At 51.5% G+C, this 24,386-nt stretch carries 23 protein-coding genes; 8 read left to right on the top strand and 15 right to left on the bottom strand.

Going from position 1 to position 24,386, the window contains the following annotated elements; translation table 11 throughout:
• The first annotated feature begins 250 nt into the window (after positions 1-250).
• Positions 251-1,438 carry an acetyl-CoA C-acyltransferase gene (locus Q1L85_RS08680; protein WP_300426679.1) on the top strand — a complete coding sequence of 396 codons (1,188 nt, stop codon included), beginning with the start codon at positions 251-253 and terminating at the stop codon, positions 1,436-1,438.
• 290 nt (positions 1,439-1,728) lie between these two features.
• On the opposite strand, the gene purU is transcribed toward Q1L85_RS08680, so the two are convergent.
• Positions 1,729-2,580: a formyltetrahydrofolate deformylase gene (gene purU, locus Q1L85_RS08675; RefSeq protein ID WP_300426680.1), complete on the bottom strand. Its 852-nt coding sequence runs from the start codon at positions 2,578-2,580 to the stop codon at positions 1,729-1,731.
• An 82-nt stretch (positions 2,581-2,662) separates the two neighbouring features.
• On the opposite strand from purU, the gene Q1L85_RS08670 reads away from it, so the two are divergent.
• From Q1L85_RS08670 to ppnN, 3 genes are read left to right on the top strand one after another with little or no spacing between them, the layout of a single operon-like run.
• Positions 2,663-3,463, top strand: a complete 801-nt coding sequence (locus tag Q1L85_RS08670) for a hypothetical protein (protein ID WP_300432873.1) — start codon at positions 2,663-2,665, stop codon at positions 3,461-3,463.
• A 55-nt stretch (positions 3,464-3,518) separates the two neighbouring features.
• Positions 3,519-4,106 (top strand): HPP family protein, encoded by a 588-nt coding sequence (locus tag Q1L85_RS08665; protein WP_300428326.1) that lies wholly within the window; start codon positions 3,519-3,521, stop codon positions 4,104-4,106.
• 9 nt (positions 4,107-4,115) lie between these two features.
• Complete coding sequence (gene ppnN / locus Q1L85_RS08660; protein ID WP_300428327.1) at positions 4,116-5,474, top strand: nucleotide 5'-monophosphate nucleosidase PpnN; 1,359 nt, start codon at positions 4,116-4,118, stop codon at positions 5,472-5,474.
• Here the strand turns inward: ppnN and Q1L85_RS08655 are convergent.
• The 12 genes from Q1L85_RS08655 to Q1L85_RS08600 form a co-directional block, all read right to left on the bottom strand.
• Positions 5,464-7,104 carry an alkaline phosphatase gene (locus tag Q1L85_RS08655; RefSeq protein ID WP_300428328.1) on the bottom strand — a complete coding sequence of 547 codons (1,641 nt, stop codon included), beginning with the start codon at positions 7,102-7,104 and terminating at the stop codon, positions 5,464-5,466. The genes ppnN and Q1L85_RS08655 overlap by 11 nt on opposite strands.
• A gap of 110 nt (positions 7,105-7,214) precedes the next feature.
• Entirely contained in the window at positions 7,215-7,901 is a 687-nt protein-coding gene (locus Q1L85_RS08650; protein ID WP_300428329.1) for a hypothetical protein, read from the bottom strand.
• Positions 7,902-7,978: 77 nt separating this feature from the next.
• Positions 7,979-9,742 carry an alkaline phosphatase gene (locus tag Q1L85_RS08645; protein ID WP_300428330.1) on the bottom strand — a complete coding sequence of 588 codons (1,764 nt, stop codon included), beginning with the start codon at positions 9,740-9,742 and terminating at the stop codon, positions 7,979-7,981.
• Positions 9,743-9,758: 16 nt separating this feature from the next.
• Positions 9,759-11,345, bottom strand: a complete 1,587-nt coding sequence (locus tag Q1L85_RS08640) for an alkaline phosphatase (protein WP_300432869.1) — start codon at positions 11,343-11,345, stop codon at positions 9,759-9,761.
• Between the two features lie 309 nt (positions 11,346-11,654).
• The gene (locus Q1L85_RS08635) at positions 11,655-12,329 is read right to left on the bottom strand and encodes an OmpA family protein (protein WP_300425554.1); all 675 of its coding nucleotides are present in this window, start codon (positions 12,327-12,329) and stop codon (positions 11,655-11,657) included.
• Positions 12,329-13,132 (bottom strand): motility protein A, encoded by an 804-nt coding sequence (locus Q1L85_RS08630; RefSeq protein WP_300425553.1) that lies wholly within the window; start codon positions 13,130-13,132, stop codon positions 12,329-12,331. The genes Q1L85_RS08635 and Q1L85_RS08630 overlap by 1 nt, the downstream gene beginning before the upstream one ends.
• A 7-nt stretch (positions 13,133-13,139) precedes the next feature.
• Positions 13,140-15,056, bottom strand: a complete 1,917-nt coding sequence (locus Q1L85_RS08625) for a FliG C-terminal domain-containing protein (RefSeq protein WP_300425551.1) — start codon at positions 15,054-15,056, stop codon at positions 13,140-13,142.
• A gap of 11 nt (positions 15,057-15,067) precedes the next feature.
• Entirely contained in the window at positions 15,068-15,751 is a 684-nt protein-coding gene (locus tag Q1L85_RS08620) for a tetratricopeptide repeat protein (RefSeq protein WP_300425549.1), read from the bottom strand.
• A gap of 8 nt (positions 15,752-15,759) precedes the next feature.
• Positions 15,760-16,815, bottom strand: a complete 1,056-nt coding sequence (locus Q1L85_RS08615; protein WP_300425548.1) for a hypothetical protein — start codon at positions 16,813-16,815, stop codon at positions 15,760-15,762.
• 297 nt (positions 16,816-17,112) lie between these two features.
• Complete coding sequence (locus Q1L85_RS08610; RefSeq protein ID WP_300425547.1) at positions 17,113-17,403, bottom strand: 4a-hydroxytetrahydrobiopterin dehydratase; 291 nt, start codon at positions 17,401-17,403, stop codon at positions 17,113-17,115.
• Between the two features lie 82 nt (positions 17,404-17,485).
• On the bottom strand, positions 17,486-18,994 hold the full coding sequence (locus Q1L85_RS08605) for a fumarate hydratase (RefSeq protein WP_300425545.1): 1,509 nt from the start codon (positions 18,992-18,994) through the stop codon (positions 17,486-17,488).
• Positions 18,995-19,094: 100 nt separating this feature from the next.
• A complete protein-coding gene (locus Q1L85_RS08600; RefSeq protein WP_300425543.1) occupies positions 19,095-19,874 on the bottom strand; it encodes a DUF2846 domain-containing protein in 780 nt (259 codons plus the stop codon).
• Positions 19,875-20,050: 176 nt separating this feature from the next.
• Here Q1L85_RS08600 and Q1L85_RS08595 point away from each other — a divergent pair, with 176 nt between their 5' ends.
• Both Q1L85_RS08595 and Q1L85_RS08590 read left to right on the top strand, forming a co-directional pair.
• The gene (locus tag Q1L85_RS08595; protein ID WP_300425542.1) at positions 20,051-20,569 is read left to right on the top strand and encodes a hypothetical protein; all 519 of its coding nucleotides are present in this window, start codon (positions 20,051-20,053) and stop codon (positions 20,567-20,569) included.
• Positions 20,570-20,576: 7 nt separating this feature from the next.
• On the top strand, positions 20,577-21,041 hold the full coding sequence (locus Q1L85_RS08590) for a hypothetical protein (RefSeq protein ID WP_300425541.1): 465 nt from the start codon (positions 20,577-20,579) through the stop codon (positions 21,039-21,041).
• Here the strand turns inward: Q1L85_RS08590 and Q1L85_RS08585 are convergent.
• A complete protein-coding gene (locus Q1L85_RS08585) occupies positions 21,022-21,912 on the bottom strand; it encodes a hypothetical protein (RefSeq protein WP_300425540.1) in 891 nt (296 codons plus the stop codon). The genes Q1L85_RS08590 and Q1L85_RS08585 overlap by 20 nt on opposite strands.
• A complete protein-coding gene (locus Q1L85_RS08580) occupies positions 21,909-22,754 on the bottom strand; it encodes a hypothetical protein (RefSeq protein WP_300425538.1) in 846 nt (281 codons plus the stop codon). Before Q1L85_RS08580 ends, Q1L85_RS08585 begins: the two co-directional genes overlap by 4 nt.
• 392 nt (positions 22,755-23,146) lie before the next feature.
• On the opposite strand from Q1L85_RS08580, the gene sodB reads away from it, so the two are divergent.
• Positions 23,147-23,728: a superoxide dismutase [Fe] gene (gene sodB / locus Q1L85_RS08575; protein WP_300425536.1), complete on the top strand. Its 582-nt coding sequence runs from the start codon at positions 23,147-23,149 to the stop codon at positions 23,726-23,728.
• Positions 23,729-23,787: 59 nt separating this feature from the next.
• Positions 23,788-24,381: a nucleoside triphosphate pyrophosphatase gene (locus Q1L85_RS08570; protein ID WP_300425534.1), complete on the top strand. Its 594-nt coding sequence runs from the start codon at positions 23,788-23,790 to the stop codon at positions 24,379-24,381.
• The last annotated feature ends 5 nt before the right edge of the window (positions 24,382-24,386 follow it).

Below are 24,386 nucleotides of genomic sequence, written 5' to 3'. Positions count from 1 at the left end.
TATCAAGTCAGTCACTTGTGCGCGGGCGTCCCGCCCCACACAGAGAGATGACCCGACTATAATCCGGCCTGATCTCACCCTCATCACTCGAAAGTATGATTCCGTCAGGTTCCCGGCGTCATTTTGTATCTGATCGTAAGCAAGCCTAGTTCAGATCTGCCAACCTACCAAACCGCCGTACTGTGATTTACATACTCCTTGGCTTAGAATAGCCGGCCTTATTAACCAACCTCTTTCACAGGAGATCCGCATGTCTAATCAGGATTCTGTTGTTATCGTCGCTGGCGCCCGTACCCCTATGGGTGGCTTCCAGGGCAGCCTGAGCAGCGTATCCGCGCCTGAACTGGGTGCAGTCGCCATTGCTGAAGCCGTTAAGCGTGCGGGAATTGCCGCTACTGACGTTCAGGAAGTCATCATGGGCAACGTATTGTCTGCGGGTCTGCGTCAGGGGCCTGCCCGCCAGGCGATGCGTAAGGCTGGTCTGCCAGACAACACCGGCGCGACCACGATTAACAAACTGTGCGGCTCCGGCATGAAAGCCACCATGATGGCGCACGACGCGATCAAAGCAGGGTCTGTAGACATTGCTGTTGCTGGCGGTATGGAGTCAATGTCTAAGGCGCCTTACATCCTCGAAAACGCTCGTGGTGGCTACCGCATGGGCCATGGGGATCAGGCAAAAGACCATATGTTCTTCGACGGTCTGGAAGACGCGGAAACCGGTAAGCTGATGGGGGCATTCGCTCAGGAAACTGCTGATGGCAAAGGCTACAGCCGTGAGCAGATGGACGAATACGCTATCCGCTCTCTGAACCGTGCCAAGGCGGCTATCGAAGCTGGCCACAACACGGCTGAAATCGTTCCTGTCACTGTGACTTCACGTCGTGGTGACACAGTTGTTGATCAGGATGAGCAGCCGTTCAACGCTAACATCGAGAAGATCCCAAGCCTGCGCCCTGCGTTCCGTAAAGACGGCACCATCACGGCAGCAAACGCTTCGTCAATCTCTGACGGCGCTTCTGCTCTGGTTCTGGCTCGTGAATCAGTTGCGGCAGCAAAAGGCCTGACGCCAGTTGCGCGCATCGTTGCACACAGCACTCACTCTCAGCACCCTTCTGAGTTCACCATCGCGCCATGTGGTGCCATCGAAACTCTGCTGGCGAAAACTGGCTGGAACAAAGACGAAGTGGATCTGTGGGAAATCAACGAAGCCTTCGCCATGGTGGCCATGATGCCTATCGACGCATTCAATCTGGATGCTGAGAAAGTAAACATCTACGGCGGCGCGTGTGCGCAGGGCCACCCAGTGGGTTCTACTGGTTCACGCCTGATCGTGACCCTGATGAACGCTCTGAAAAACACCGGTGGTAAGAAAGGTATCGCTGCACTGTGTATCGGTGGCGGCGAAGCCGTTGCTGTCGCGATCGAAATGATCTGATCACAGCAACGCACATAAAGAAGCCGGCATAACGCCGGCTTTTTTATTGCCTTAAAACCGAGCTATCCAATCGGTTAAAGCGTCAGCTAGGCAGCTAGCTTTAACACTGAGCCGTCGGCGAAGAAGTCATAGCGAGGCAAACATCGGCCAAAGAAACAGAGCCATCCAATCGGTTAAAGCGTCAGCGAGGCCGTCACAGCAAGGCAAAAACCTTCGAGAAAGCGGAGTTTACAGTTGTAAATGAGCATTTCGAGAAGGTTTTTAACACCGCTGTGACAACGCAGCTAGCTTTAAAATACGATGGTCTTGTTACCGTGAAGTAACACTCTATCTTCCAGGTGACTCCGCACCCCACGCGCCAGCACCATCTTCTCTACGTCTTTCCCCAGACGCACCATATCGTCAACGGTATCGTTATGACTGATGCGGATGACGTCCTGATCAATGATCGGACCGGCATCCAGCTCCTGGGTTACATAATGACAGGTCGCACCAATCAGTTTTACGCCACGCTCTGCCGCCTGATGGTAGGGTTTCGCGCCAACAAACGACGGCAGGAAACTGTGATGGATATTGATCACCTGACCCAGGTATTGCTCACATAACTCTGGAGGGAGAATTTGCATATATCGCGCCAGAACAATGGTATCGGCGTTATGCTCCTCTACAATCGCGGTGACGCGACGGAAGTGCTCTGCTTTGTTCTGAGCATCAACGGGCACGTGGAAAAACGGGATGCCATGCCACTCGACCAGCGAGCGCAGATCATCGTGGTTTGAGATCACACAAGGAATATCACAAGCCAGCTCTTTGCTGTGCCAGCGGTGCAGAAGATCGACCAGGCAATGGCTCTGCTTACTGGCCATAAGGATGACCTTCTTGGGCTGACCACTGTCTGACACCTGCCAGTCCATACCAAACTCTTCGGCAATCGGAGCAAAAGCTTCTTTAAGGCCATCAACATCGAAAGGCAGCGAATCGGCACGGATGCAGTGACGCATAAAGAAGCGTCCACTGACGGGATCTGAGTAGTGGTTTGCCTGCACAATCCAGCCACCATGGCCGGAGAAAAACTGGCCTACTTTAGCAACGATTCCGACCCGATCGGGGCAAGAGATCGTTAAACGATAAACACGTTCCATAATTTAACAAACACTCAATAAAGGCTTGGCAGGACCTTGCACCACTTGGCTTTACATGGTCAACTGCTTTGCAGAAAATCCTATGTCTAAGAGCATTGACAGAGAAGGACCTATGTTACTCTTCAGAGCTATTTTACTCACCCTGTTTGTCTCCCTGCCGGCTCACGCGTCAGTTATCGCGCTTGAGGACAGTGTGTTTGAACTCTCGGTAGACGTCAAAACCCTTCTGTTGAAGTATTACCATGTACAGGCTGACGAGGGGAACACACAACGCATCGCTGAACTGCTGCAGAAGCGTGAAGAAGTCGCCCGTGATCAGGCCAGACTGACGGCACAGCTTGATCAGCGCTATTCGGCCTATCGCCAGAACATTGGCGAACACTGGACCAGCTTCGATGCGCTCCTTGATCAGAACATCAACGAGATCCGTGAGAGCAACTACCCTGAACTTCAGGTCGTGACTCTGATGCGCGAAGCCCAGCGTGGAATGCTGTCAGAGCTTGAGCGCCTCTCAGACGCCATTCTTTCGGACAACGAAACTCACATCTCCCAGTTTGAAGACTGGCAGCGCACTCAGAAGAATCTGATGCTGACTGTGGTCGAGCGCTATATCGAGCGCGCCGCATCCTCCATGGGGGCCCCGCTCACCATTGATGAGGTGGATATTGGCGTTCTGTGTAAGCAGTTTGACCGTGGTATTGAAGAACTGACAGGTAAGCTGGCAGCGCCTGAAGCCCGCACGATTCTTAACAAAATCCGCAGTCAGTGGCTGTTCATCGAAACGGCTGCAACCAACGATGAAGCGCGTCTGGTGCCCTTCCTGGTCATGCGCTACACCGACACCATTCTGGGACGTATTGACCAGCTCGAAACCTTCATCTGATCCCGGGTGTTGCTATACTGATCTGTAACAGGAGCTGTATAGGTACCCCACAGGAATGGGACTGATCGTATTCGACATGGGGCGCAGGATTGAAACTCCGGTCACTCCGCCCCGTCTGAGAACCCGCAAGGCTACCCCGGCCTCCGCGAGCAGCAAAGTTACGGCTGAACACAGCGAGGCTCTGCTGGCAGACAGCTACGGTTCTTTTTCCGGCACGTCGCAACAGGAACATGCGCCCCAGAGCGTCGCCTTCGCCCGGGATATCATGTCGACACCCGTGCGCAGCCTGCCACTGAACGAAACTCCCGAGAAGGCCTACGAGACGATGCTGTCTCACGGAATACATCACCTGCCTCTGGTGACAGATCAGGGGGACCTCAGCGCCATCATATCTGACCGTGATTTACTGAAAGCACTTGCCGGGCTGAGAACACCGGCCAGACAAGTGATCAACCTGGCCAGCCGGCCGGTGTTTTGTGTGCAGGAGAGCACAGACATCCGCCAGACCGCCAGACTACTCTGTGATTACCACATAGGCGCATTGCCGGTTCTTAATGAACATCAGGCACTTACCGGCATTATTACCAAAGCTGATCTTCTGCAACTGATCAGCCACTACGGCCCACTTGAACTCTGGGCTTAGGAGCTATTTGTGAAGCAATATGAACTGATTCACCCGAAAACTCACCTGCGGGTACTCTCCCGTCAGGAAATCAAACAACTGACGGATATTGGTACCGCTACGCACGAACTTCTCAGACGCTGCGCCTTTGCCGTCATGTCCGCGGGAAGCCAGGAAGACGATTACACCCGGCTGGAAGAAGGCTATCGTGGCTTTAATATTTCCGTCGAGCAGGAAGATCGCGGCCTGGTATTACAACTGACCGGCGCCCCCGCGTCTGCTTTTGTCGATAATGAAATTATCCGCGGTGTCCGCGAACAGCTTTTCTCAGTACTGAGAGACATTCTATATTCGCAGGAGAGCATACTTGCCGCTCACCGGTTCGATCTGAGCAACACCGACGGCATTACCAATGCGGTATTTCACCTGCTGCGCAACGCCAATATTCTGCAACCCGATCTGCCCCCCAACCTGATTGTCTGCTGGGGTGGACATTCAATCCCACCTCATGAGTATCAATACACCAAAGAAGTGGGTTATCAGCTCGGACTGCGCGGACTGGATATCGGCACGGGCTGCGGCCCGGGAGCGATGAAAGGTCCGATGAAGGGAGCAACCATCGGACACGCCAAACAACATATCCGCAATGGTCGCTACATCGGCATTACCGAACCTGGCATTATTGCAGCCGAAGCTCCGAATCCTATCGTTAATGAGCTGGTGATATTGCCGGACATTGAAAAACGACTGGAAGCATTCGTACGCCTGGCGCATGGCATCATTATCTTCCCGGGCGGACCCGGCACGGCCGAAGAGCTGTTGTACATTCTCGGTGTGCTGTCACACCCGGACAACAAGGCCCTGCCCTTCCCACTGGTCATTACCGGCCCGAAAGAATCTGAAGCCTACCTGCGTGATCTGGATCGTTTTATCGGTGACACGCTTGGCAGCGACGCTCAGCGCAAGTACGAGCTGGTCATTGAAGATCCGGTGGCAGTGGCAAAACTGATGAAAGACGGTATGCGCAAAGTAGAAAAATTCCGTCGCCAGCATAACGATGCGTTTTTCTTCAACTGGTCGCTGAAAATTGACCACGATTTTCAGATGCCTTTCGATCCCACGCACGAAAATATGAAGCAGCTGTCCATTTCACGTGCGCTTCCGGGCCACGAACTGGCGGCCAATCTGCGTCGCGCATTTTCCGGTATTGTCGCTGGCAACGTCAAAGCAGACGGTGTTCAGCGGGTACGGAAACATGGTCCATACGAGATCCATGGCGACAAAGATATTCTCGCCGGTATGGACCGTCTCCTGCGGGCTATGGTGGAGCATGGCCGGATGAAAATCAGCGGCGAATACCAGCCCTGCTATCAGATTATTACTGACTGATGTCCGTTCGCGGAGGAAGTCTTGCTGAGGCTTTCTCCGTTAACCGGAGACTGGCATTAATTATATGAAAAATATCGTTCTGCTCGTGTACGCCAGTCACGAATTCTGAGCCCGGCCCATTTCCGTAGATTGCGACATCCTCACCGCTGTGGGTTTCTGAATACAGCGGTACAAGTGCTTCCTGGTGATAGTGCGGCGATTCTGTATCCATCTCCGAAATATCATGACGGCCGGTATTCAGCGCCAGATTATACCGGTTATCCGGGTCATCACTGTCTGTTTCTGACATCCCCATACCGTTTGCGTAACTGAGCGTAGTGTAAGGAAGACCATCAGCCGCTTCCGCCAGAGTTTCTTCTCCCGGACTGATCACTTTTCCGAGAATAGGATTACCCCGCTTAGGATAGCCTGCGAAGGTCATCACATGACCGTGATCAGAAGTCACGATGATCAGGGTGTCCTGCGGATTCGTCAACTCCTGCGCCCGGCGTACCGCCTCTGACAGCATGACAGTTTCGTTCAGTGCGTTATAAGCATTTCCCGCATGATGTGCGTGATCTATGCGCCCTGCTTCAATCATCAGGAAAAAACCTTTTTCGTTACGGCTCAGCAGCTGAATCGCCTTCTCAGTCATTGCGATCAGATCAGGTTCACCCGAGGGGTCATTCGGGCGGTCAGACTCATATCGCATGTGCGATTCAGAAAACAGTCCAAGTACCGGCGTGCCAGATTTAGCAGAAACAGACGCAAATCCTGCCGTATCCATCACATAGGTTCCTGATGGGTAAGCAAGCTTCCATTCGTCAATGAGGTGGCGACCATCGGTTCTGTCGCCTTCAATGCTGCTTTGTGCATCTGGCGAATTAAATTGAGAATCCGCCGGTAGGAAGTGGCGACGCCCACCACCAAAGGCGACTTCAGGGCCATCAACCGAGACGCCGTATTTCTTGCTGATATTGTCGGCAAAACCAACAAACTGAGCGGCGATATCACGGCAACCGGCGGCCACTGCCTCTTCCGGAAGATCAGAAATATCTTCCCAGTTTCTGTCTGGGGCATGGGCATACGTTGCAGCCGGAGTCGCATGCGTTAACCGCGCCGTTGTCACTATCCCTGAAGACAGCCCCGCAATTTCCGCAAGCTCCAGCAACGTCGGCACATCCGCCTTGCCTGCGGCATCGCAGACACCACGCACGGCAGCTTCCGTCTGAGCAACGATCCCCATGTCAGTCTTAACGCCGGTCGTCATCGCCGTCATCGTGCCTGAAGAATCGGGCGTCTGAGCATCGACGTTGTACGTCTTGGATAATCCGGTAAAAGGAAACTGTTCAAAACTGAGCTGATGCTCTTCGCCAGTCATTCCCTGTCGCTGCCCATCGAGAATCCGGGCGGCAGCGATCGTTCCCAGGCTCATTCCATCACCCACAAAGAGGATGACATTTTTTGCCTGCGATGGCCTGACTCCTGTCTGCGCCAGGTAGGCCTGCTGATCACGAATACTCCGCTCGCCTTCGCTGTACCAGGCATTACCGGACGGAATAAAACGGCCATCGCTTGAAACAGGGGTATATTCAGACTGGCAGGCGACAATCGAAAGACTGACGCAAAGAGCACCGAAGTAGCGATACATGTCAGGACATCTAAACAGAAAGTGAAGTTGGATAATGCATGGAGTAATAGGCAGATACAATGGCATGCGTTATAAAGTGCAGTCACATGCCACTATCTCCAACTGTTGACTCAGTGCGAATGACCGTGCCCTTGAATCGCATGACCATGCTCGTCGTAAAATCCGCTGGCACCATGTTCAACAAAGCCCCATCGGATCATTTTTTTAACAAATGGATCTTCTTCCGAATCACCAATATCTGCATAATCAATCAGGATATAGTTGTCACGAACGGCAAGGCGCTCTTTAAATACCGACTCGTTCTGATCTTTAATCTGCCATGAAACACCAGGGGCTTTGTAGCTGATCAGGATATTCTTCTCCGGGAGCCATACAAGCTCTTTACCACCCTCAGAAGTGTATATTTCCTTCACATCACAACCGCTTCCCTCTTCCGACATCAGGGTCATGGTTTTCATGCTGTCTGTTGGCACTGCCAGAGTGATGTCTTTCCAGACTTCGCTTTCATTACCACGAAAATCTTCTGCCTGGTATTCAATGCCGTGCTTTTCTGAATCGACGTAACGAATCAATTTCAGTGGGCCAGCTGGTGAGTGATACCAGTATTCGACAACGCCAGTCTGAAGATTTTCACGAAGCATTTCGCGGCCATTACGGTGAATGGCAATCTGTCCCTTTTTCTCCTTCAACGACACATCATAGGTAAGAGAAACGGGCTGAACGCAGGATTCGGCAAAAGCTGTATGAACCGCAAATGCGGAGAACAATGCAATAGTGTACGAAGTCAGTTTTTTCATAATACTCAATCTTTTAATTTCATCGCAAAACAAACGACAAAAGGGGCCTCTTCAGGCCCCTTTATCAGTCGGACTAATCAGTCTGGGTTAACAACGGAATTTGCACGAGCTGCAAGATCACCCGCGTGATTCATCACGTGGAAAATAATGCTCTGCTCGTTGGTACCAGTCACCAGGTGTGCGCCCGGGCCCTTCGCGTAGATACCCACATCTTCACCTGAGTGGGTTTCAGAACTCAGGGGGACCAATGCTTCCTGGTGGAAGCCAGGTGCCGTGGTATCAACACTTGTCAGATCAACACGGCCAGTGTTGATAGCGGCACTGTAGCCCGCATCTGCGTCTGTTTCAGAAGGGTCAACAGCAACATGGCCACGACCATTCATGTAGTTAACAGTGGTGTATGGCATACCATCAGAAGCCAATGAAGGTTCATCTGCCCCCACAGCAACAACTTTACCCAGGATTGGGTTACCGCGTTTCGGATAGCCCGCGATCGTGAATACATGACCGTGGTCAGCAGTCACGATAATCAGGGTATCGCGGTTATTAGTCAGCTCATCAGCGATAGCAACAGCTTCAGACAGCTCAATGGTGTCCTGCAGAGCATTGTATGCATTACCTGCATGGTGAGCGTGGTCGATACGACCTGATTCAACCATCAGGAAGAAACCGTTTTCATTGTTATCGAGGATTTTAATCGCTTTCTCTGTCATTTCGGCCAGAGAAGGTTCACCCGCGATATCGTTAGCACGGTCAGCTTCATACTGCATATGTGATTCGTTGAAAAGACCGAACAGATGGGTGGTCGCTTCAGTATCAATAGCGTCGAAACCAGCCTGGTCGTAAACATAGAAGTCGCTCTCTGTTGAATAAGTGGTTGTCCACTCAGTCACGAGGTTACGACCGTCAGTACGATCACCTTCCGTGCTGCTTACAGCATCAGGAGAATTCGCTGCAGCGTCTTTCGGCAGGAAGTGACGACGACCACCACCCATTACCACTTCGATACCGTCAACATCCAGAGTGGCACCAGCGTGGCGAGCTTCCAGGTTGGCTTCGAAGTTAACAAGCTGAGAAGCGATATCTTCACACGCGTCTGCACCCGTCTCAGGCATATCGGAGTTATCTTCCCAGTTACGGTCTGCTGACTTGGCATAAGTTGCAGCAGGCGTCGCGTGAGTGATACGAGCAGTAGAAATAATACCGGTAGACATACCAGCAATTTCAGCCAGTTCCAACGCAGTCGCCAGTTCATTGCCAGCGACAGATGCGCAGTCACCGCGAGCGATATCTTCATCAACACCGATGGTGCCTACGTCAGTCTTCGCACCAGACATCATGGCAGTCATTGTGCCCGCAGAGTCGGGAGTCTGTGCATCAACGTTGTAGGTTTTAGACAAACCAGCGAATGGGAACTTATCGAAGCTCAGGCTGTTTTCCTCGCCGCTCATCCCCCTGGTCTGGCCTTCCAGAATACGGGATGCAGTTACGGTAGAAACACCCATACCATCGCCAACAAACAGGATGATATTTTTCGCTGATCCCGCTTCTGCAATTATGCTGTCAACTGCTTTCTGGGTATCAGCAACTTTCTCAGACGCCTGAATAAACCAATCGTTATTTTTAGTATTGCTCAGGACATCCGAGAGTTTTACAGCAGGGGCCGGAGCATCCAGACCCGGCGCACCTTCCGCACCGTTACTGCCATCTATCCCATTGGTACCGTTCGTGCCGTCAGTACCATTGACGCCATCCTTGCCGTTTTTACCATCTTCACCACCGCAGCCTGCGAGGGTCATAGTCGCCGCCAGTACTGCGGTATAAATAATATTCAGTTTCATGAGTTTTCCCTCAGTATTAATCGGCCAGCAGATTCAGTGAACGACCAATAATCTGGAAGATCAGGTTCTGTTCGATAACACCCTGTGCCAGTTGCGCGCCAGGACCGGTCGCGTGGAGAGTAATGTCTTCACCTGCATGGGTTTCGGAAGACATTGGAACCAGAGCTTCCTGGTGGTAACCCGGTGTGGTTGTATCAATACCGCTTGTGTCGTGACGACCCGCACTAATCGCTTCGTTGTAGCCAGCGTCTGAGTCAGTTTCGGCGCCAAGGTCCATGAAGCCTCGACCGTTGGTGTAACCAACAGTGGTGTATGGCATGCCATCAGATGCCAGCGTTGGCTCAGTGCCACCAACGGGAACCACTTTGCCCAGAATCGGATTACCACGCTTCGGATAACCAGCGATAGTAAATACATGGCTGTGGTCAGCGGTGACCAGAATCAGAGTTTCATCTGGGTTCGTATTATCCACTGCAGCCTGAACTGCTTCTGCGAATGCCAGAGTGTCTTCCAGAGCGCCCGCAGCGTTGCCAGCGTGGTGAGCATGGTCAATACGACCGGATTCAACCATCAGGAAGAAGCCTTTCTCGTTGTTATCGAGGATATCGATTGCTTTCTCAGTCATTTCAGCAATGGAAGGCTCACCCGCGATATCATTTGCGCGATCCGCTTCGTATTGCATATGAGACTCGTTGAAAAGACCCAGCACACGTTCGGTTGATTCAGTGTCGATCGCATCAAAACCAGCCTGATCCGTAACGTAGACACCATTTGGATAGGTAGTTGACCACTCGGCAGTCAGGTCGCGACCATCAGTGCGATCGCCTTCAATACTGCTTACTGCGTCAGCAGAGTTGAATGCCGCATCTTTTGGCAGGAAGTGTCGACGACCGCCTCCCATTGCGACTTCAATACCGTCAACGTCTGCACCCGGATAACGATCTTCCAGATTGCTTTCAAGATTTACCAGCTGAGAAGCGATGTCTTCACATGCTGAAGCAGAAGCTGGCATATCAGAATTATCTTCCCAGTTACGATCTGCTGCATGCGCGTATGTAGCTGCAGGGGTCGCATGAGTGATACGCGCCGTTGAAACAACACCAGTAGAAAGGCCTTTAATTTCTGCCAGTTCCAACGCAGTAACAACTTCGTTGCCAGCAACGCTGTAACAGTCGTTACGAATCACATCTTCATCGACACCGATGGTACCGACGTCGGTTTTAACACCAGACATCATCGCCGTCATGGTACCTGCGGAGTCCGGAGTCTGAGCATCGACGTTGTATGTCTTAACGAGCGCAGAATAAGGAAAGGTTTCGAAGGAAAGAAAGCCTTCCTCTCCATCCATGCCTTCTTTCTGCCCCTGGAGAATCCGTGCTGCGGTTAACGTAGAGATTCCCATCCCATCACCAACAAAAAGAATTACATTCTTAGCGTTTGCTGAAGGAGTAACCAAAGCAGCTTTATCATTGATAGAGGTCTGTGCACCAGTGAACCAGGCGTTAGAGGCCTGATGCTCTGGAACAGCCGGAGCAGCTAACGCTGCAGAGCTGACTGCAGCGGAAGCAATCGCAGCAGCGAGTAGTTTAATGTTAGTGGTCATAGCTCACCTGTCGTTATTCAGATTGTGAAATCCGGGAATTAATCGAGGGGTGAGACTAGGAGTAAAAAATGACAGTTATCTTAAGGATACATGTCAATTACGTTTGTGAATTGTTATATCATTACAAAAAAGATAACAATTTAAAGTGACAATAAGATGAATATTCCAGTGCATTTAAAATACAGATAGAAACTAAAAAACAATTTAAAATCATATACTTAAGTATTAATCATAAAATCAGATGGCAGATACCCCATGCTCACAGGGTTCATTCAGGCCAAGACAAAAAGTAGTAATTTATATCGATATTCAGTACCGCCGCACACTCACAACAACACGCCGGTTAGCTTCGCGCTGCTCTTTCACCGGCAGTTCCGCAATATCTTCTTTCGGGCGGCTGTCGGCATAACCAGACGCTTTGAGACGTTCTTTTTCGATGCCGGAATCCAGCAGATACTTCACTATGCCGGTTGCCCGTGCCGCCGACAGCTCCCAGTTAGAGGGAAACTTTTCATTGTGAATTGGCAGATCATCAGTGTGTCCTTCCACTTCAATCATGTGAGCACCGTTACTGACATCGCGGATAACGCGTGACAGCTCCTGAAGGAGTGGTGTCGATTCCGGCTTAAGATCCGCAGAGCCGGAATCGTAGAGAGCAACATTTGCAAATTCGACAGAGATCCCCTTAGGGTCCAGTGTCACAGACACCTGATTCTGTAAGCCATGCTGTTCGACGTAGTCGTCGAGGCCCTGCTTGATATCAGTGAACGGCGTTGATGGACGCTCTGAAGAGATCACTTCCGCGAGCCCTTCTTTTAACGATTCGATTTTGCCCTGATTGAGATCAGACACAGACAGAATCATCACAAAAAACGCCAGCAACAGGGTAATAGCGTCTGAATAGGTGACCAGCCAGGAGCTGGAGGAGTCATCGTAGTTGGGACGGCGACGACGTATCCCCCGGGTGCGGACGGTATGAGTCATCAGATTTCCTCCGACAACATCTGCTCGCGTGCCGATGGCTTGAGGAAGGCATTCAGACGGTCCTGCATATACAGGGCATCGCACTTCTCAGCGAGTAATACAAACCCTTCCGAAATCAGCTGATGGCGGAAATACATGGTTTCCTGTTTCTCTGTCACCTGGTTTGCAGCCGGTTTAAAAAACAGATTGGATAATACAACACCGTAGAGCGTGGTAATTAACGCGAGTGCCAGCCCTTTACCCAGGCCTGCCATGTCACCGTTGAGGTTATCCAGCATAATGATCAGACCAACAATCGTACCGACCATACCGAACCCCGGCGAGTAGATCGCCATCGTATTCAGCACTTTCGACTCAAGTGTGTGACGTTGCCAGGTCGCATCCATCTGGTCGGTGAGCATAATCCGGATATCCTGCCCCTTATATCCCGAGCTGATCAGTTCAACGCCCGCGCGGAAAAACTCATCCTTTTTTTCTTCCGCCGTCATGTTTTCTTCCAGTGCCGCAATGCCTCCCTGACGATACAGTGCGGTCCAGTCTGTGAAACGGCGCACCAGTGTTTTCAGATGGCGCTGAGACGTCGGCGGATGAAGAAATGTATGCACCATACTGCGCACTGCGCGCAGAACATCCATCGTGTTGTAGCTGATCAGAGAAGCAGCCAGCGTGCTGCCAAACACCAGAGCAAAACTTGAAAGGCTGATAAAAATTGCGTGATTCTCTGTCGAGCTGACAATCGCAAAAGCGAACAGACCAATACCGGCACAGAAGCCAATCAACGTACTGAACGAAAAGCGGAACATAGACAACTTACCCCTGCTTGATTTCTGTCAGTTCATCCATTGAAAAGCGTCCCGCACGGATCACTTCGCGCATGGTCTGTATAACCTTCCTTCGCGCTTCTTCTACCTGATCAACCGAAACATCGGCCTCTGTCACCTTGAGTTCGCTGATGATACCCGCACGCAGTTTCTGCGGCAGGGCACTCAGTATATAGCGCTTGAATTCAATGGCTGTGTTACTCAATGCGCATACCAGTACCTGACGATCAAGTTCACGCAGTTCGTTTGAGATAATACGCTCCGGCGTTCGCATAAGATCTGCGAAGGTAAAATACACCTGGCGTAACCGGTAATAGGTCTCGGGTTTTTCTGCCTTGAGTGTCTTCAGCATCCGTGTCTCTTCACTGGTGGTCATCCGGTCGAGCATACGTATCAGAACCGACAGACCGTCGGCTGAAATATTTTCGAAGGAGGGTACAGTCAGGGACGCACGAGCCAGCCGGTCTGCCACATCTTTAAATGCTGACACCGGGAGACTCTCAAACTGACCGATTTCATAGGCAATTTCAGCGAGTTCTTTTTCATCCAGGCGAAGAATAATGTCGGCTGAACGCTGTGCAGGTAACTGCGACATCACAAGCGCTTTGATACGGATGTCTTCATCTTTGATCAGATAGAGAACCTGTGAATCGTTGAGCTTATTCAGGAAAGCAAAAGGCGCCGTATTGCTGGCGTCATCCTGTTGTTTTTCCAGACGCTGGGAAAACTGTTCCATCCCTTCAAACAGCTGAGCTTCGTCCCACTGACCTTCACGCAGAAGGTCATCAATCTGCTGCCAGTCAGCAGGAGTCAGGTGTGGTGCCAGGCTGGCAAACAGGCTTTTGCCCATCGTGGCCGACAAAGCAGCCACCTCAAAGGCCTGAGCGCTGCCCAGAGCCTGTGATACCGCCTGTTGAAAACGGCGAGGTTGAGACAGGCCGCGACTGACCAGTTTCTGTCGGGATTCATTAATACGGAAGCGAAGTGCTGCCTGCTCACTCTCGGCCAGGTTATGGGACACGCTACTGCTGCCACCATCCACTGCAGCGCTCTTCATGGATGTCTCAGCAGGAGCCGCAGCCTGATTGAGGCGACGCCACAAAGCCACAAACGCAAGAATAATTACCAGGCAGATCAGTAGCAGGGAGAGTAACCATAACCATGGGCTATATTCATCCCAGAAGGTAAGCGGTGTCTCTTTGTCTTTGAGATGACTGAACTCGGTGCGGACGATACTCAGGGTATCTCCCCGAAGTTCATTAATCTGCGCTTTTCGGGTCACCAGATTACGGAGAAATTCTGTCTGCTCATCCTTAAGGGTTTTATCCACGACCAACGTGATGGACAATTTCTTAATGATGTTCCGGTAGCCGATCGTTTTTTCGACCGGATCTTTCGCCGCACTTCCGCCCTGCTGCTGTTGCTGCTGGGCAACGTTTTTTAATTCATCGGCGTAAGTGATAATCGCCTGACGTTCCTGCTCCAGCTGACGCATCTGTGATTGCAGGAGTCTGAGCTTTTCCTGATTTTCTTTCAGCAATGGCAGTTCACTGACCGGCAGGCCAGGCAATTCTTCAAAACCATCCAGCTCTGTCTGCGCAAGTTCGGGCACCTGAATCCGGGAGCTGACCTGTGGAGCCTGAGGGAGACTGGCAGGCTTCTGCGCCGGGGCAGCAGGCTTACCTTCTTCACGAACGACTGTACGGGCACGCTCAATTTCTGCGTCGACCTGGATAATAAAGCGATTATTACCCAGATAAGATTCGATATCCTGTCGCAGTCGCGCTTCAATATCGCTTTTGAATCTGGCTTCTTCAACTTCGTCCTTTTTCACAGGAACTTCAAACGTCTCCTGTGCCTGCGCAAACGCCGCAAGTAAAGAGAGTAACAACACTGTCCACTTCATAGTCATCTCCCTCAACGCAGGCGTGCCAGGCTGGCTTTCACCTGATCCAACTCGGGATCAAGACGTAAGGCTTCTTCCCAGCTCGCTTTAGCTTCCGGTAACAGCCCCATTTTGTAGTAGATACTGCCTTTAAGAGCATGTGCCTGAGCACTGTCCGGAACTTTGAGAATGGCTTCATTCGTTTCGTCCAGAGCCTCCCAGTATTGCTTTTTATAGAACAGACTCTGAGCGTTCAGAACATGCTTGGTCATGCTTTCGACTTTCCCCAGTTTCGCGACCTCTTTATCAGAAATACGACCACTGGCTTCGCCCTGTTCCTCTGCTGCTACGTCTTCAGCGGAGGGACCTTCCTCAGACACAGGCTGTGCATCGTCCGCCTGTTCTGCTGCACTGCGGGGGAGGTCCATTACAAACTGAACATCACTGTCACCGGCATCCAGAGTCAACAGGATGTCGTAGCCTTCCCCGTAGCGGTGGATATGCATCAGGCCATGCTGCTTCTTAGCCTGCTCAGCAATCCGCTCGAGGGGAGACTCTGTAACATCAGGAATGTCATCGGCCACTTTGGGAGTGCCCGGATCGACCCATGCGCTGCCGTTATAGCCTTTGACCATGCGGTTCTCTCTGACATGACTGCAGCCAGTAGTGACGACCATCGCTGCGAGAACTGAAATAAGTACGATACGCTGCTTCATAACCACTCCTAGAAACGCAGACCAAGTGTCAGGTCATAGCTCGACCCACCGAATTTACCGGTATTTTCATACCCTTCAGCGTCCAGCCAGCGCGCTGTACTCTCAGGAATATATGTGACGCCGTAATCCACAAAGCCGTCTTTAAAGAATGGAAATTCAAAACCGAAACGGAAAATTAAAGAGTTGGTGTCGTTGTAAAACGCCTGACCAAGCCCGAGATAGACCTTGGTATCAATCAACTTATCCATGCTTGGGATGTCAGCAATAATCCGCCCTTCGAGATTTACCCCGGATACGTCAAAATAATCGCGATTCGAAAAGTTCGTGAAGTACTCAAATGCCAGGGTGTATTCAATGCTGTCATCCAGGCTGGTCGTCTCGCGACGGCGAAGGCCAAAGACGGTAATTCCCCGGACATCTTCATCTGCAGCTTCGGTGGTGCTTGCCCGCTCTGCGCTAACGCCCCAGGCGCCGACAGTAAGTTCGTACGTCACACTGTCAAAGCCTTCAACTTCTTCTTCAAGCGTCGTGCGTTTCGAATACTCTTTCAGCCAGAGAAGTTTGTTGTCTTTTGCATCAACGAGCTGAAGATTAATTGTGAATTTATTCTGGTGTACTGAAGCATTCCAGAACAGAAAGGCGTCAGCCCGGACTTTCTTGCCCAGAGAGCGCAACGCCTGGTTGTCTTCCGCGACGTGAGATATTTTCAGCTGATCAGCCTTCATCGCTACCTGAGTTTTACGGCATTCCAGACATTGAATGACCTCAAAGCGCCCGCTCTCAAGTATCCGGTTCATGATCTTGTTCTCGATCATCATATGAACCTGCTTAGGTATCTGACGATGCAGACGATCACCGTTGTGATAAAGCGCAAGGCGGCTGATTTCTTCAGGAAGATCAATCAACTCTTCTTTCACCAGGGTTTTATCGTCATCCAGTAGCTGAGTGAAGCCGGTATACATGGATGAGCGCTCTTCCGGCGCCTGCAGCCCTGGAAGCTCTTCATCACCACTCGCCTGTACGCTCGAGGCAAAAATCGAAAATAAAATCAGCAAACGCCGCATGTGAAAAACCCTGTAATGACGATAAAAATCAATACACAGAGCATAGATCAGCCAGCGCCCTTTACCCGGCGACGGGATAACTGAGAAGCGGAATCAGGAAGAGTAAAAGAGAGCGGCGAAAGGAGACGTCAAAAATATTTCGTTTATAAGAAAATAAATGCCAGCAAGCTGACACAAAAAGGAATGAATCGGGACAAAAAATAAAATGAACGTTTGATCTCAGTATTAATGACGCTAAACACTACGTGGAGCGTCAGAGAGGCGGTTTTTTGTGTCAGATAGTAATATCCTCCCAAATCAAAACTTGTCGCATTTTGCCGCCATTGCGATATCAGCCTGCGTGACTCCTCCCTCAGAGTGGGTCCACCAGGAAACAGAGAGGCTACCCCAAGCCACCTCAATCAGAGGGTGGTGATCATTCGCTTCAGACAACAATGCTATACGGGTCGCCAGAGCGAACGCTGAACTGAAATCCTTAAAGCTCCACTGCCTCTGCAAGGCGTCGCAGCCGTCAACCTGAACAGGTTTCCAGTCGGAATGTAACGACGCCAGCGCCCCCGTTAAACTATCACCAGTCAAAACAGCCATGTCTTCTCCCCCAGATAACGGATGGTCAGAAACAACCTACCGACACAAAAAAAGGGGCCTGAGCCCCTTTCTGTTCAATCGATCACACTTCAGTCGCGTTGATCTTAGCGTACCAGGTCTGCGGCCCCGTCTTGTGGACTGATTCGCCTTTGGTATCCACGGCCACGGTAACAGGCATATCCTCAACTTCGAACTCGTAGATCGCTTCCATACCGAGATCATCAAAGCCGACAACTTTCGCACCTTTGATCGCCTGCGACACCAGATAAGCCGCGCCACCAACTGCCATCAGGTAAACAGCTTCGTTGTCCTTGATCGCTTCAATCGCAATGTCTCCGCGCTCGGACTTACCAATCATGCCAAGCAGACCAGTTTCTTCCAGTACCGTACGGGTGAACTTATCCATACGGGTAGCGGTGGTCGGACCTGCCGGACCCACAACCTCTTCACGTACCGGATCTACCGGACCTACGTAGTAGATAAAGCGCCCTTTGAGATCCACCGGCAGCTCTTCGCCCTTGGAAATCATATCGACCATACGCTTGTGTGCGGCGTCACGGCCCGTCAGCATTTTGCCTGACAGCAGGATGGTTTCACCGGTCTTCCAGTCTTTAACGTCTTCTGGCGTTACGGTATCCAGATTCACGCGACGTACACTGTCTCCCACTTCCCAGGTAATCTCTGGCCAGTCTTCAACCTTCGGCGCTTTCAACGCTGCTGGACCAGAACCATCCAGCACAAAGTGCGTATGACGGGTCGCGGCACAGTTAGGGATGATAGCCACAGGTTTATTGGCCGCGTGAGTTGGGTAATCAGCGACTTTAATGTCAAGCACAGTAGTCAGACCACCCAGGCCCTGGGCACCGATACCCAGCTTATTGACCTTTTCGAACAGCTCAAGACGCAGTTCTTCAGAACGATTCTGAGCACCGCGTTCCTGCAGTTCCTGAATGTTGATCGGCTCGAGCAGTGCTTCTTTAGCCAGCATCATCGCTTTTTCTGCGGTACCGCCGATGCCTATACCCAGCATGCCTGGTGGGCACCATCCAGCACCCATCTTAGGCACCTGCTCAAGTACCCAGTCGACGATGGAGTCGGATGGGTTCAGCATCGCGAATTTCGACTTCGCTTCAGAGCCACCACCTTTTGCAGCCACGTGAACATCCACTGTGTTCCCCGGAACCAGTTTCATATGAATAATGGCAGGTGTGTTGTCTTTGGTGTTGGCCCGTTTACCGTCCGGGTCTGCGAGAACAGAGGCACGCAGAACGTTGTCAGGATGAGTGTATGCGCGACGAACACCTTCGTTACACATGTCTTCGACACTCATATCGCCTTCAAACTTCACATCCATACCGATGGTCAGGAAGACAGTCACGATCCCGGTGTCCTGACAGATAGGACGGTGGCCCATGGCACACATACGGGAGTTGATCAGAATCTGAGCCATGGCGTCTTTCGCTGCCTTAGATTCTTCACGCTGGTAAGCGTCGTGAACGGCATCGATAAAGTCTTTTGGGTGATAGTACGAAATGTACTGCAACGCATCAGCGACGCTCTGGATAAGATCGTCTTGCTTGATCACGGTCATGGTGGTTTCTCTCTGTGAATTCGCCTGCAGCGGTTGTAAAAACGCCCACATCAGTGGGCGTTGACGGTATAACCGGATTGTAGCGCAAGCGGGCGGCTTGTTAAAACGGCCACCACTCTTCTTCGCGGGAACGAGGCTTGGCTTTCAGGCCATCCGGAGCCTCTGTCGCCTCTGCTTCGTCTGCAGGCACGTAAAAGACTTCAGGTACAGGCTCTTTCTCAGAAGCCTGAGTGTTACTGCTGGCCTTAGTAGCCACAACAGTCTCATCGTCCTGCTTATCTTTCTTCTTCTCTTTGCGGGCATGGATCAGTTCACGACCGTGGTGATGCAGTTTGGTGTCTGTCATTTCGCTCACGGCAAGACTGTGCCCAACCAGCTGCAAAGGACCATCGCCTGCGGTACTGCCATCAGAGTTAACAATCATGCTCTGAGGATCCACTTCGGAGTAACGAAGGTAGTACACCTTGCCAGCCTCGACATTCAGGCTGAAATCGCTGTACTTACGGATCACGAAGTCGCCGATACCCTCAAGACCAAAGATGCCCCGGCGCACAACGATATCGTAGGTACCCGGCTCCATTTCGTACCAGGTGTACGCACCGCCTTTGAAGTTAAACAGACGCTCACCGTTGACGTTGAAGCTCGGTGCTTCGACTTCATCCATGGACCACTCTGTCGCTGGACGGTAAACGTAGATAAGGGCATATTTTTCGTAATCCCAGCGGTAGCCTACAGACTTGTAGTACTGTCCCTTAGGAGCAAACAGCCACTTAGGGTACGAACCGAAGTTATCGAAAGTTGAGATATGCAGACTGCTGCACCCTGCAATCACTGCAGCGGCTGCAACACCAGTCAGAATTTTGATCGCTCTTTTTATCATTATTATGGTCCTGCCACCCAGAGATGGATATCGGGAAAACGCCGGATCGTTAATGTTACTACTGACAGCCTCAGGCGCAAGGCCCTGAGCGGGCTAAAGTGTACAGAAAGTATCCATCGTGCTATCTTTATTCTACACATAATAACAAAAAGAAACAGTAACAGAGGATGAGTAACATGAAGAGCAGTCTGTACCTGATTCCTTTCATTGCTGCAGTGCTGTCAGCACCGGCGGTTGCGGCCGACTATCTGAGTCAGGAAGAAGCCAATCGCGCCTATATGTCTCCCGAAATCGATACAGCGGTGGAGGCTGCGAAGCGCTTTCCTAGTCAGGCGGAATACGTCGGCTACGAGTGGTATAACCGTACTACATCAAAAAGTTTCCCTTTACCGAAAATGCTCAACACTGAGATGAACAATCTGATCATCGAAGGAGCGATGGGACCAACCGCAGCCGGTGAAGCGGCAGCTGAGGAAGCCAGCCGTCCTGTACGCCAGGTAGCACTCGGCAACCAGACTGAAGATGAAGAAGTCGTTGAAACCGACGAAAACCTTCAGCCTTCTGCACCTGAGAAGGTTAAGGAAAAGCGATCATTCTTTGTCAGCGAATCCCGCAGCGTCACGAGCAATGGCGAGACAGTCAGCCGGAATGTGCGTGGCAACAACATTACTGTGACGACCAAATTTAATAACTGAGGTCCACATGAAGGAATGGATTCTTCCTGTCACTCTGCTGTTCTCCGTTAACTGTCTTGCTAACGATGGCAAGGCAGCGACCGGGTCTGAGCTGCAGAAGCGCAATGACAACTACTACTCTGAAGATCTGGATGCGGCCGTTGAGGAAGCACGGGCACGGACTCATCATTACGATTACAGCAATTCTCTCCGTTATGAACGGACGACCTCACAGAGCATACAGTTTCCCCGGCTCCAGAATGATGAACTGGAAAGCACGGCCATCGAAACTCTCTCTCTCGGTGCAACTGCTGCAGGAAAGCCTGAAGAGTTACAACCAGACAATGAATCTGGTGAGGAACTACCGAAAGAGAATGACTTCGGACTGATACTGAATGATCGCCTGCGCGGAAACAGCTTCACGCCGATTGAGTCTGCCCCGCGGGAAGAAGTGACTTACAACGGCGTCAACATTACGATTCAGAGTCGCTGATATCAGGAAACAGGCGCGGGCGCAGCACAGCTCTCGCCTTCTCCCCCATCACCAGTAACACCCGGTCGCGTTGCCACTGTAACGCAGCTTCTCCTGCCAGAAACTTTGCTGCACCAGTAATTGCAGCAGCCAGCGCATCAAACATAGTCATCAACTCTGCGGTATAACCACAAGCCCTCGCAGGGTACAGCGCTTTTGCGTCACTCAGAGTAGCAACAAGGTGTCTTACCGCTTCCGTTTCCCGATTGACGACCTGACGCAACATCCACCCCCCAATAGCAAGGGCACACAGGTAGTCTTCGTGAAAACGGAACGGCTTGTTCAGGCTGTTGTGCGCATCATCAACGAGAAACGCATCATCAGCACGAACCTGCCCGAAACTGACACTATTATGAGGAACCTCAGGTACAAATGCCTGATTAACCGGATCCGGACCGGCTTCAGTTCCCTGAGCGTCGCGGCGGCAACGTACACATACCAGATCGCCGGAAGCGCTGTCTCTGGCAACCACATAGAACCAGTCAATCACCGATCTGGCGAGCATCGCATGGCTTTTAACACCGGTAATCAATGACGTTTCACGATCGTAGGTTGTCTGCATATTACTCAGGGAACCCAGCCCTTTTTCAGATACACAGAAAGCCCCCCACTGTTCCGGTTCGAGTGCCGGATCTATAAAGCGCATAGCACACTGATATCCCGCCAGAAAGGCAGTGGCCGGCGTGTCGGCGCGCAGGCCGGTCTGAATTGCCGCGCCGGCAGACTGGGAAGAGCGAATCAGGCGCGCCAGAGTGAGGCGCAAGGTAAAGGGTGAAGTCACTGAAAGCGCTGGCTGCGCAATCGCCTGCAGCCAGCTATCAGGCATTGTCATGGAGCAGAGCCACCCATCGCATTCTGGATACGATCAAGCCGGATCTGAATATCTTCAAGCTCTAGTTTCATATCCGCCAGATCACCGTAACCGCCTGTAGAACGCATGCTCTCTACCGTCTGACGAAGAGACTGAACACTGCCATCGAGTAGTTCAATCGACTCTTTATTCTGTGCAATAGCTAACTCAGTCTGAGCAGGAATTGAATCCACCGCCGACTGAAGCTCTGTAATCTGACCTTTCAGAGTGGTATCAGTACTTTTAAGCGCGCTCACCGTGGCAGAGAGAGCTGCGGCTTCGTCCGCTTTCGCACTGACCGACTTCACGCTGGCATTCAGTTTGCCAATCTGACTGCTGTTCTTATCAATATCCGAACGATTCTTTTTATTAGCCAGATCCCAGAGCTTACGAATTTCGTTGTCCTGTTCCCGCAGAAGCACTTTCAGAGCATCCACCGACAGGTTGGCATTCTCACCATTTACAGAGAGTTTGTCAGTCAGTGCGTTAATCTGTGTTTCCTGTTGCTGAAGCTGTGTCTGAGCCTGGGCTAACGCCTGTCCTGATTTCTGCAGCTCAGTATACATATATCCGGCACCACCCAAGCCGGTCAGTGCTGCGACTAAGGCAAGAATTCCGAGCGTATTGTTTGCTCCACCTGCAGGTTTTGCCGGGGCTGGCTGATACTGAGTCTGTGGCGGCACCGACTGAGCGCCCTGAGTCGCCTTCTGTGCAGCTCCGGCCTGTGCCAGACGCTGCTGAGCCTGACGGCGCAACTGCTGCTGGCGCATCGCGATGTCTTCTTCAGATGGCTTCATCTTTGGTAATTGCTGGTCCTGTTCCATAATCCCCCCGGAAAACTGATTCTGCCTGCCTTAATTGTTTTTAATCTGCACTCGCTATGGTTCAGCGAAATGGCGCTTTTGGCAAGCTCGCGCGCCTGAAAGTAACGCACCCAGGCGCAGACAGGGAACCACTGCCGTCACAAAATGTCTACCAGTTAGCACTTTTGTATGATTTGTTAATAGAAAAATCCCGATAAAACATGAGGTTATGGAGCAATAGCCCACCGGGACCACCAGTGCTATTATCCCCGGCATACCGGGCGCTTATTTCACCCTGTATATGACATTTGTGGCTTGAAATTCTGATCAACGGCCGCATATCAGTGCCCAGGGGTTGAAAACAACCCGCACTCTGAAACCGAAGCACACCGACCAAAAAATGGAGAGAGACCATGGCATTTGAACTTCCTGCACTGCCTTACGAAAAGAATGCACTGGAACCACATATTTCTGCAGAAACTCTGGATTTCCACCACGGCAAGCACCACAACACCTACGTTCAGAAACTGAACGGCCTGATCGGCGGTACCGAATTTGAAGGTAAGAGCCTGGAAGACATCATCAAGACTTCTTCCGGCGGTGTGTTCAACAACGCGGCGCAGATCTGGAACCACACTTTCTACTGGAACAGCCTGAGCCCTAACGGCGGTGGCGAGCCTACTGGTGCTGTTGCAGATGCCATCAACGCTGCTTTCGGTTCTTTCGCTGACTTCCAGGCCAAGTTCAATGACATGGCAGTGAACAACTTCGGTTCAAGCTGGACCTGGTTGGTTAAGAAAGCTGACGGTACTCTCGATATCGTAAACACGTCCAACGCTGCGACTCCAATCACTGAAGGCCTGACTCCTCTGATCACTGTGGATCTGTGGGAGCACGCTTACTACATCGATTACCGCAACGTACGTCCAGACTACCTGAAAGGTTTCTGGGCACTGGTTAACTGGGACTTCGCAAACGAAAACTTCGCTAAGTAAGTTCAGACCAGTTCAGTCAGAAAAAGGGGCTCCGGCCCCTTTTTTTATGGATACAGATTATGACGCTTCCACTTGTACTCGCATCAGGTTCGCGATATCGCGCGGCCCTGTTAAAGCAACTCCAGCTGGAGTTTTCTCAGGCCTCGCCGGACATTGACGAAACCCCACTCAGGGAAGAAACCGCCGAAGACTACGTGAACCGGCTCGCCGCTGAAAAAGCCCGGGCACTATCGACTGTTTATCCCAGTCACTGGATCATCGGAAGTGACCAGACCTGTCTGCTCGATGGCAAAATCACAGGAAAACCCGGCACCAGCGAAAAAGCGTTAGAGCAACTCAGATCCGTTCAGGGAAGGCGTGTTACGTTTCTGACAGGCCTGTGCCTGTACAACAGCCAGACAGGTGCACAATACCAGATGGTGGAGCCTTTTCATGTGCATTTCAGAACGCTGACGGATGAAGAACTGAGACACTACATAAACATTGAACAGCCGTTAGATTGCGCTGGTAGTTTCAAAGTCGAAGGATTGGGGATCAATCTGTTTTCTGCATTGGAAGGTAGAGACGCCAACAGCCTTATCGGGCTTCCACTGATCGGGCTGTGCGATCTGATGAGACAAGCGGGCCTGAATCCGTTGCTTCTGGCCCGCTAAGCAGA

The sequence above is a fragment of the uncultured Thalassolituus sp. genome (assembly GCF_950066645.1).
Lineage (GTDB): Bacteria > Pseudomonadota > Gammaproteobacteria > Pseudomonadales > Oceanobacteraceae > Thalassolituus.
Note: the sequence above shows the minus strand (reverse complement) of the source record. Positions and strands in the feature narration are given on the sequence as shown.

Coding starts and splice junctions, on each gene's coding strand:
- Q1L85_RS08680 (WP_300426679.1), top strand. CDS start 251: ATGTCTAATCAGGATTCTGTTGTTATCGTCGCTGGCGCCCGTACCCCT.
- purU (WP_300426680.1), bottom strand. CDS start 2,580: ATGGAACGTGTTTATCGTTTAACGATCTCTTGCCCCGATCGGGTCGGA.
- Q1L85_RS08670 (WP_300432873.1), top strand. CDS start 2,663: ATGTCTAAGAGCATTGACAGAGAAGGACCTATGTTACTCTTCAGAGCT.
- Q1L85_RS08665 (WP_300428326.1), top strand. CDS start 3,519: ATGGGACTGATCGTATTCGACATGGGGCGCAGGATTGAAACTCCGGTC.
- Q1L85_RS08655 (WP_300428328.1), bottom strand. CDS start 7,104: ATGTATCGCTACTTCGGTGCTCTTTGCGTCAGTCTTTCGATTGTCGCC.
- Q1L85_RS08650 (WP_300428329.1), bottom strand. CDS start 7,901: ATGAAAAAACTGACTTCGTACACTATTGCATTGTTCTCCGCATTTGCG.
- Q1L85_RS08645 (WP_300428330.1), bottom strand. CDS start 9,742: ATGAAACTGAATATTATTTATACCGCAGTACTGGCGGCGACTATGACC.
- Q1L85_RS08640 (WP_300432869.1), bottom strand. CDS start 11,345: ATGACCACTAACATTAAACTACTCGCTGCTGCGATTGCTTCCGCTGCA.
- Q1L85_RS08635 (WP_300425554.1), bottom strand. CDS start 12,329: ATGACTCATACCGTCCGCACCCGGGGGATACGTCGTCGCCGTCCCAAC.
- Q1L85_RS08630 (WP_300425553.1), bottom strand. CDS start 13,132: ATGTTCCGCTTTTCGTTCAGTACGTTGATTGGCTTCTGTGCCGGTATT.
- Q1L85_RS08625 (WP_300425551.1), bottom strand. CDS start 15,056: ATGAAGTGGACAGTGTTGTTACTCTCTTTACTTGCGGCGTTTGCGCAG.
- Q1L85_RS08620 (WP_300425549.1), bottom strand. CDS start 15,751: ATGAAGCAGCGTATCGTACTTATTTCAGTTCTCGCAGCGATGGTCGTC.
- Q1L85_RS08615 (WP_300425548.1), bottom strand. CDS start 16,815: ATGCGGCGTTTGCTGATTTTATTTTCGATTTTTGCCTCGAGCGTACAG.
- Q1L85_RS08610 (WP_300425547.1), bottom strand. CDS start 17,403: ATGGCTGTTTTGACTGGTGATAGTTTAACGGGGGCGCTGGCGTCGTTA.
- Q1L85_RS08605 (WP_300425545.1), bottom strand. CDS start 18,994: ATGACCGTGATCAAGCAAGACGATCTTATCCAGAGCGTCGCTGATGCG.
- Q1L85_RS08600 (WP_300425543.1), bottom strand. CDS start 19,874: ATGATAAAAAGAGCGATCAAAATTCTGACTGGTGTTGCAGCCGCTGCA.
- Q1L85_RS08595 (WP_300425542.1), top strand. CDS start 20,051: ATGAAGAGCAGTCTGTACCTGATTCCTTTCATTGCTGCAGTGCTGTCA.
- Q1L85_RS08590 (WP_300425541.1), top strand. CDS start 20,577: ATGAAGGAATGGATTCTTCCTGTCACTCTGCTGTTCTCCGTTAACTGT.
- Q1L85_RS08585 (WP_300425540.1), bottom strand. CDS start 21,912: ATGACAATGCCTGATAGCTGGCTGCAGGCGATTGCGCAGCCAGCGCTT.
- Q1L85_RS08580 (WP_300425538.1), bottom strand. CDS start 22,754: ATGGAACAGGACCAGCAATTACCAAAGATGAAGCCATCTGAAGAAGAC.
- sodB (WP_300425536.1), top strand. CDS start 23,147: ATGGCATTTGAACTTCCTGCACTGCCTTACGAAAAGAATGCACTGGAA.
- Q1L85_RS08570 (WP_300425534.1), top strand. CDS start 23,788: ATGACGCTTCCACTTGTACTCGCATCAGGTTCGCGATATCGCGCGGCC.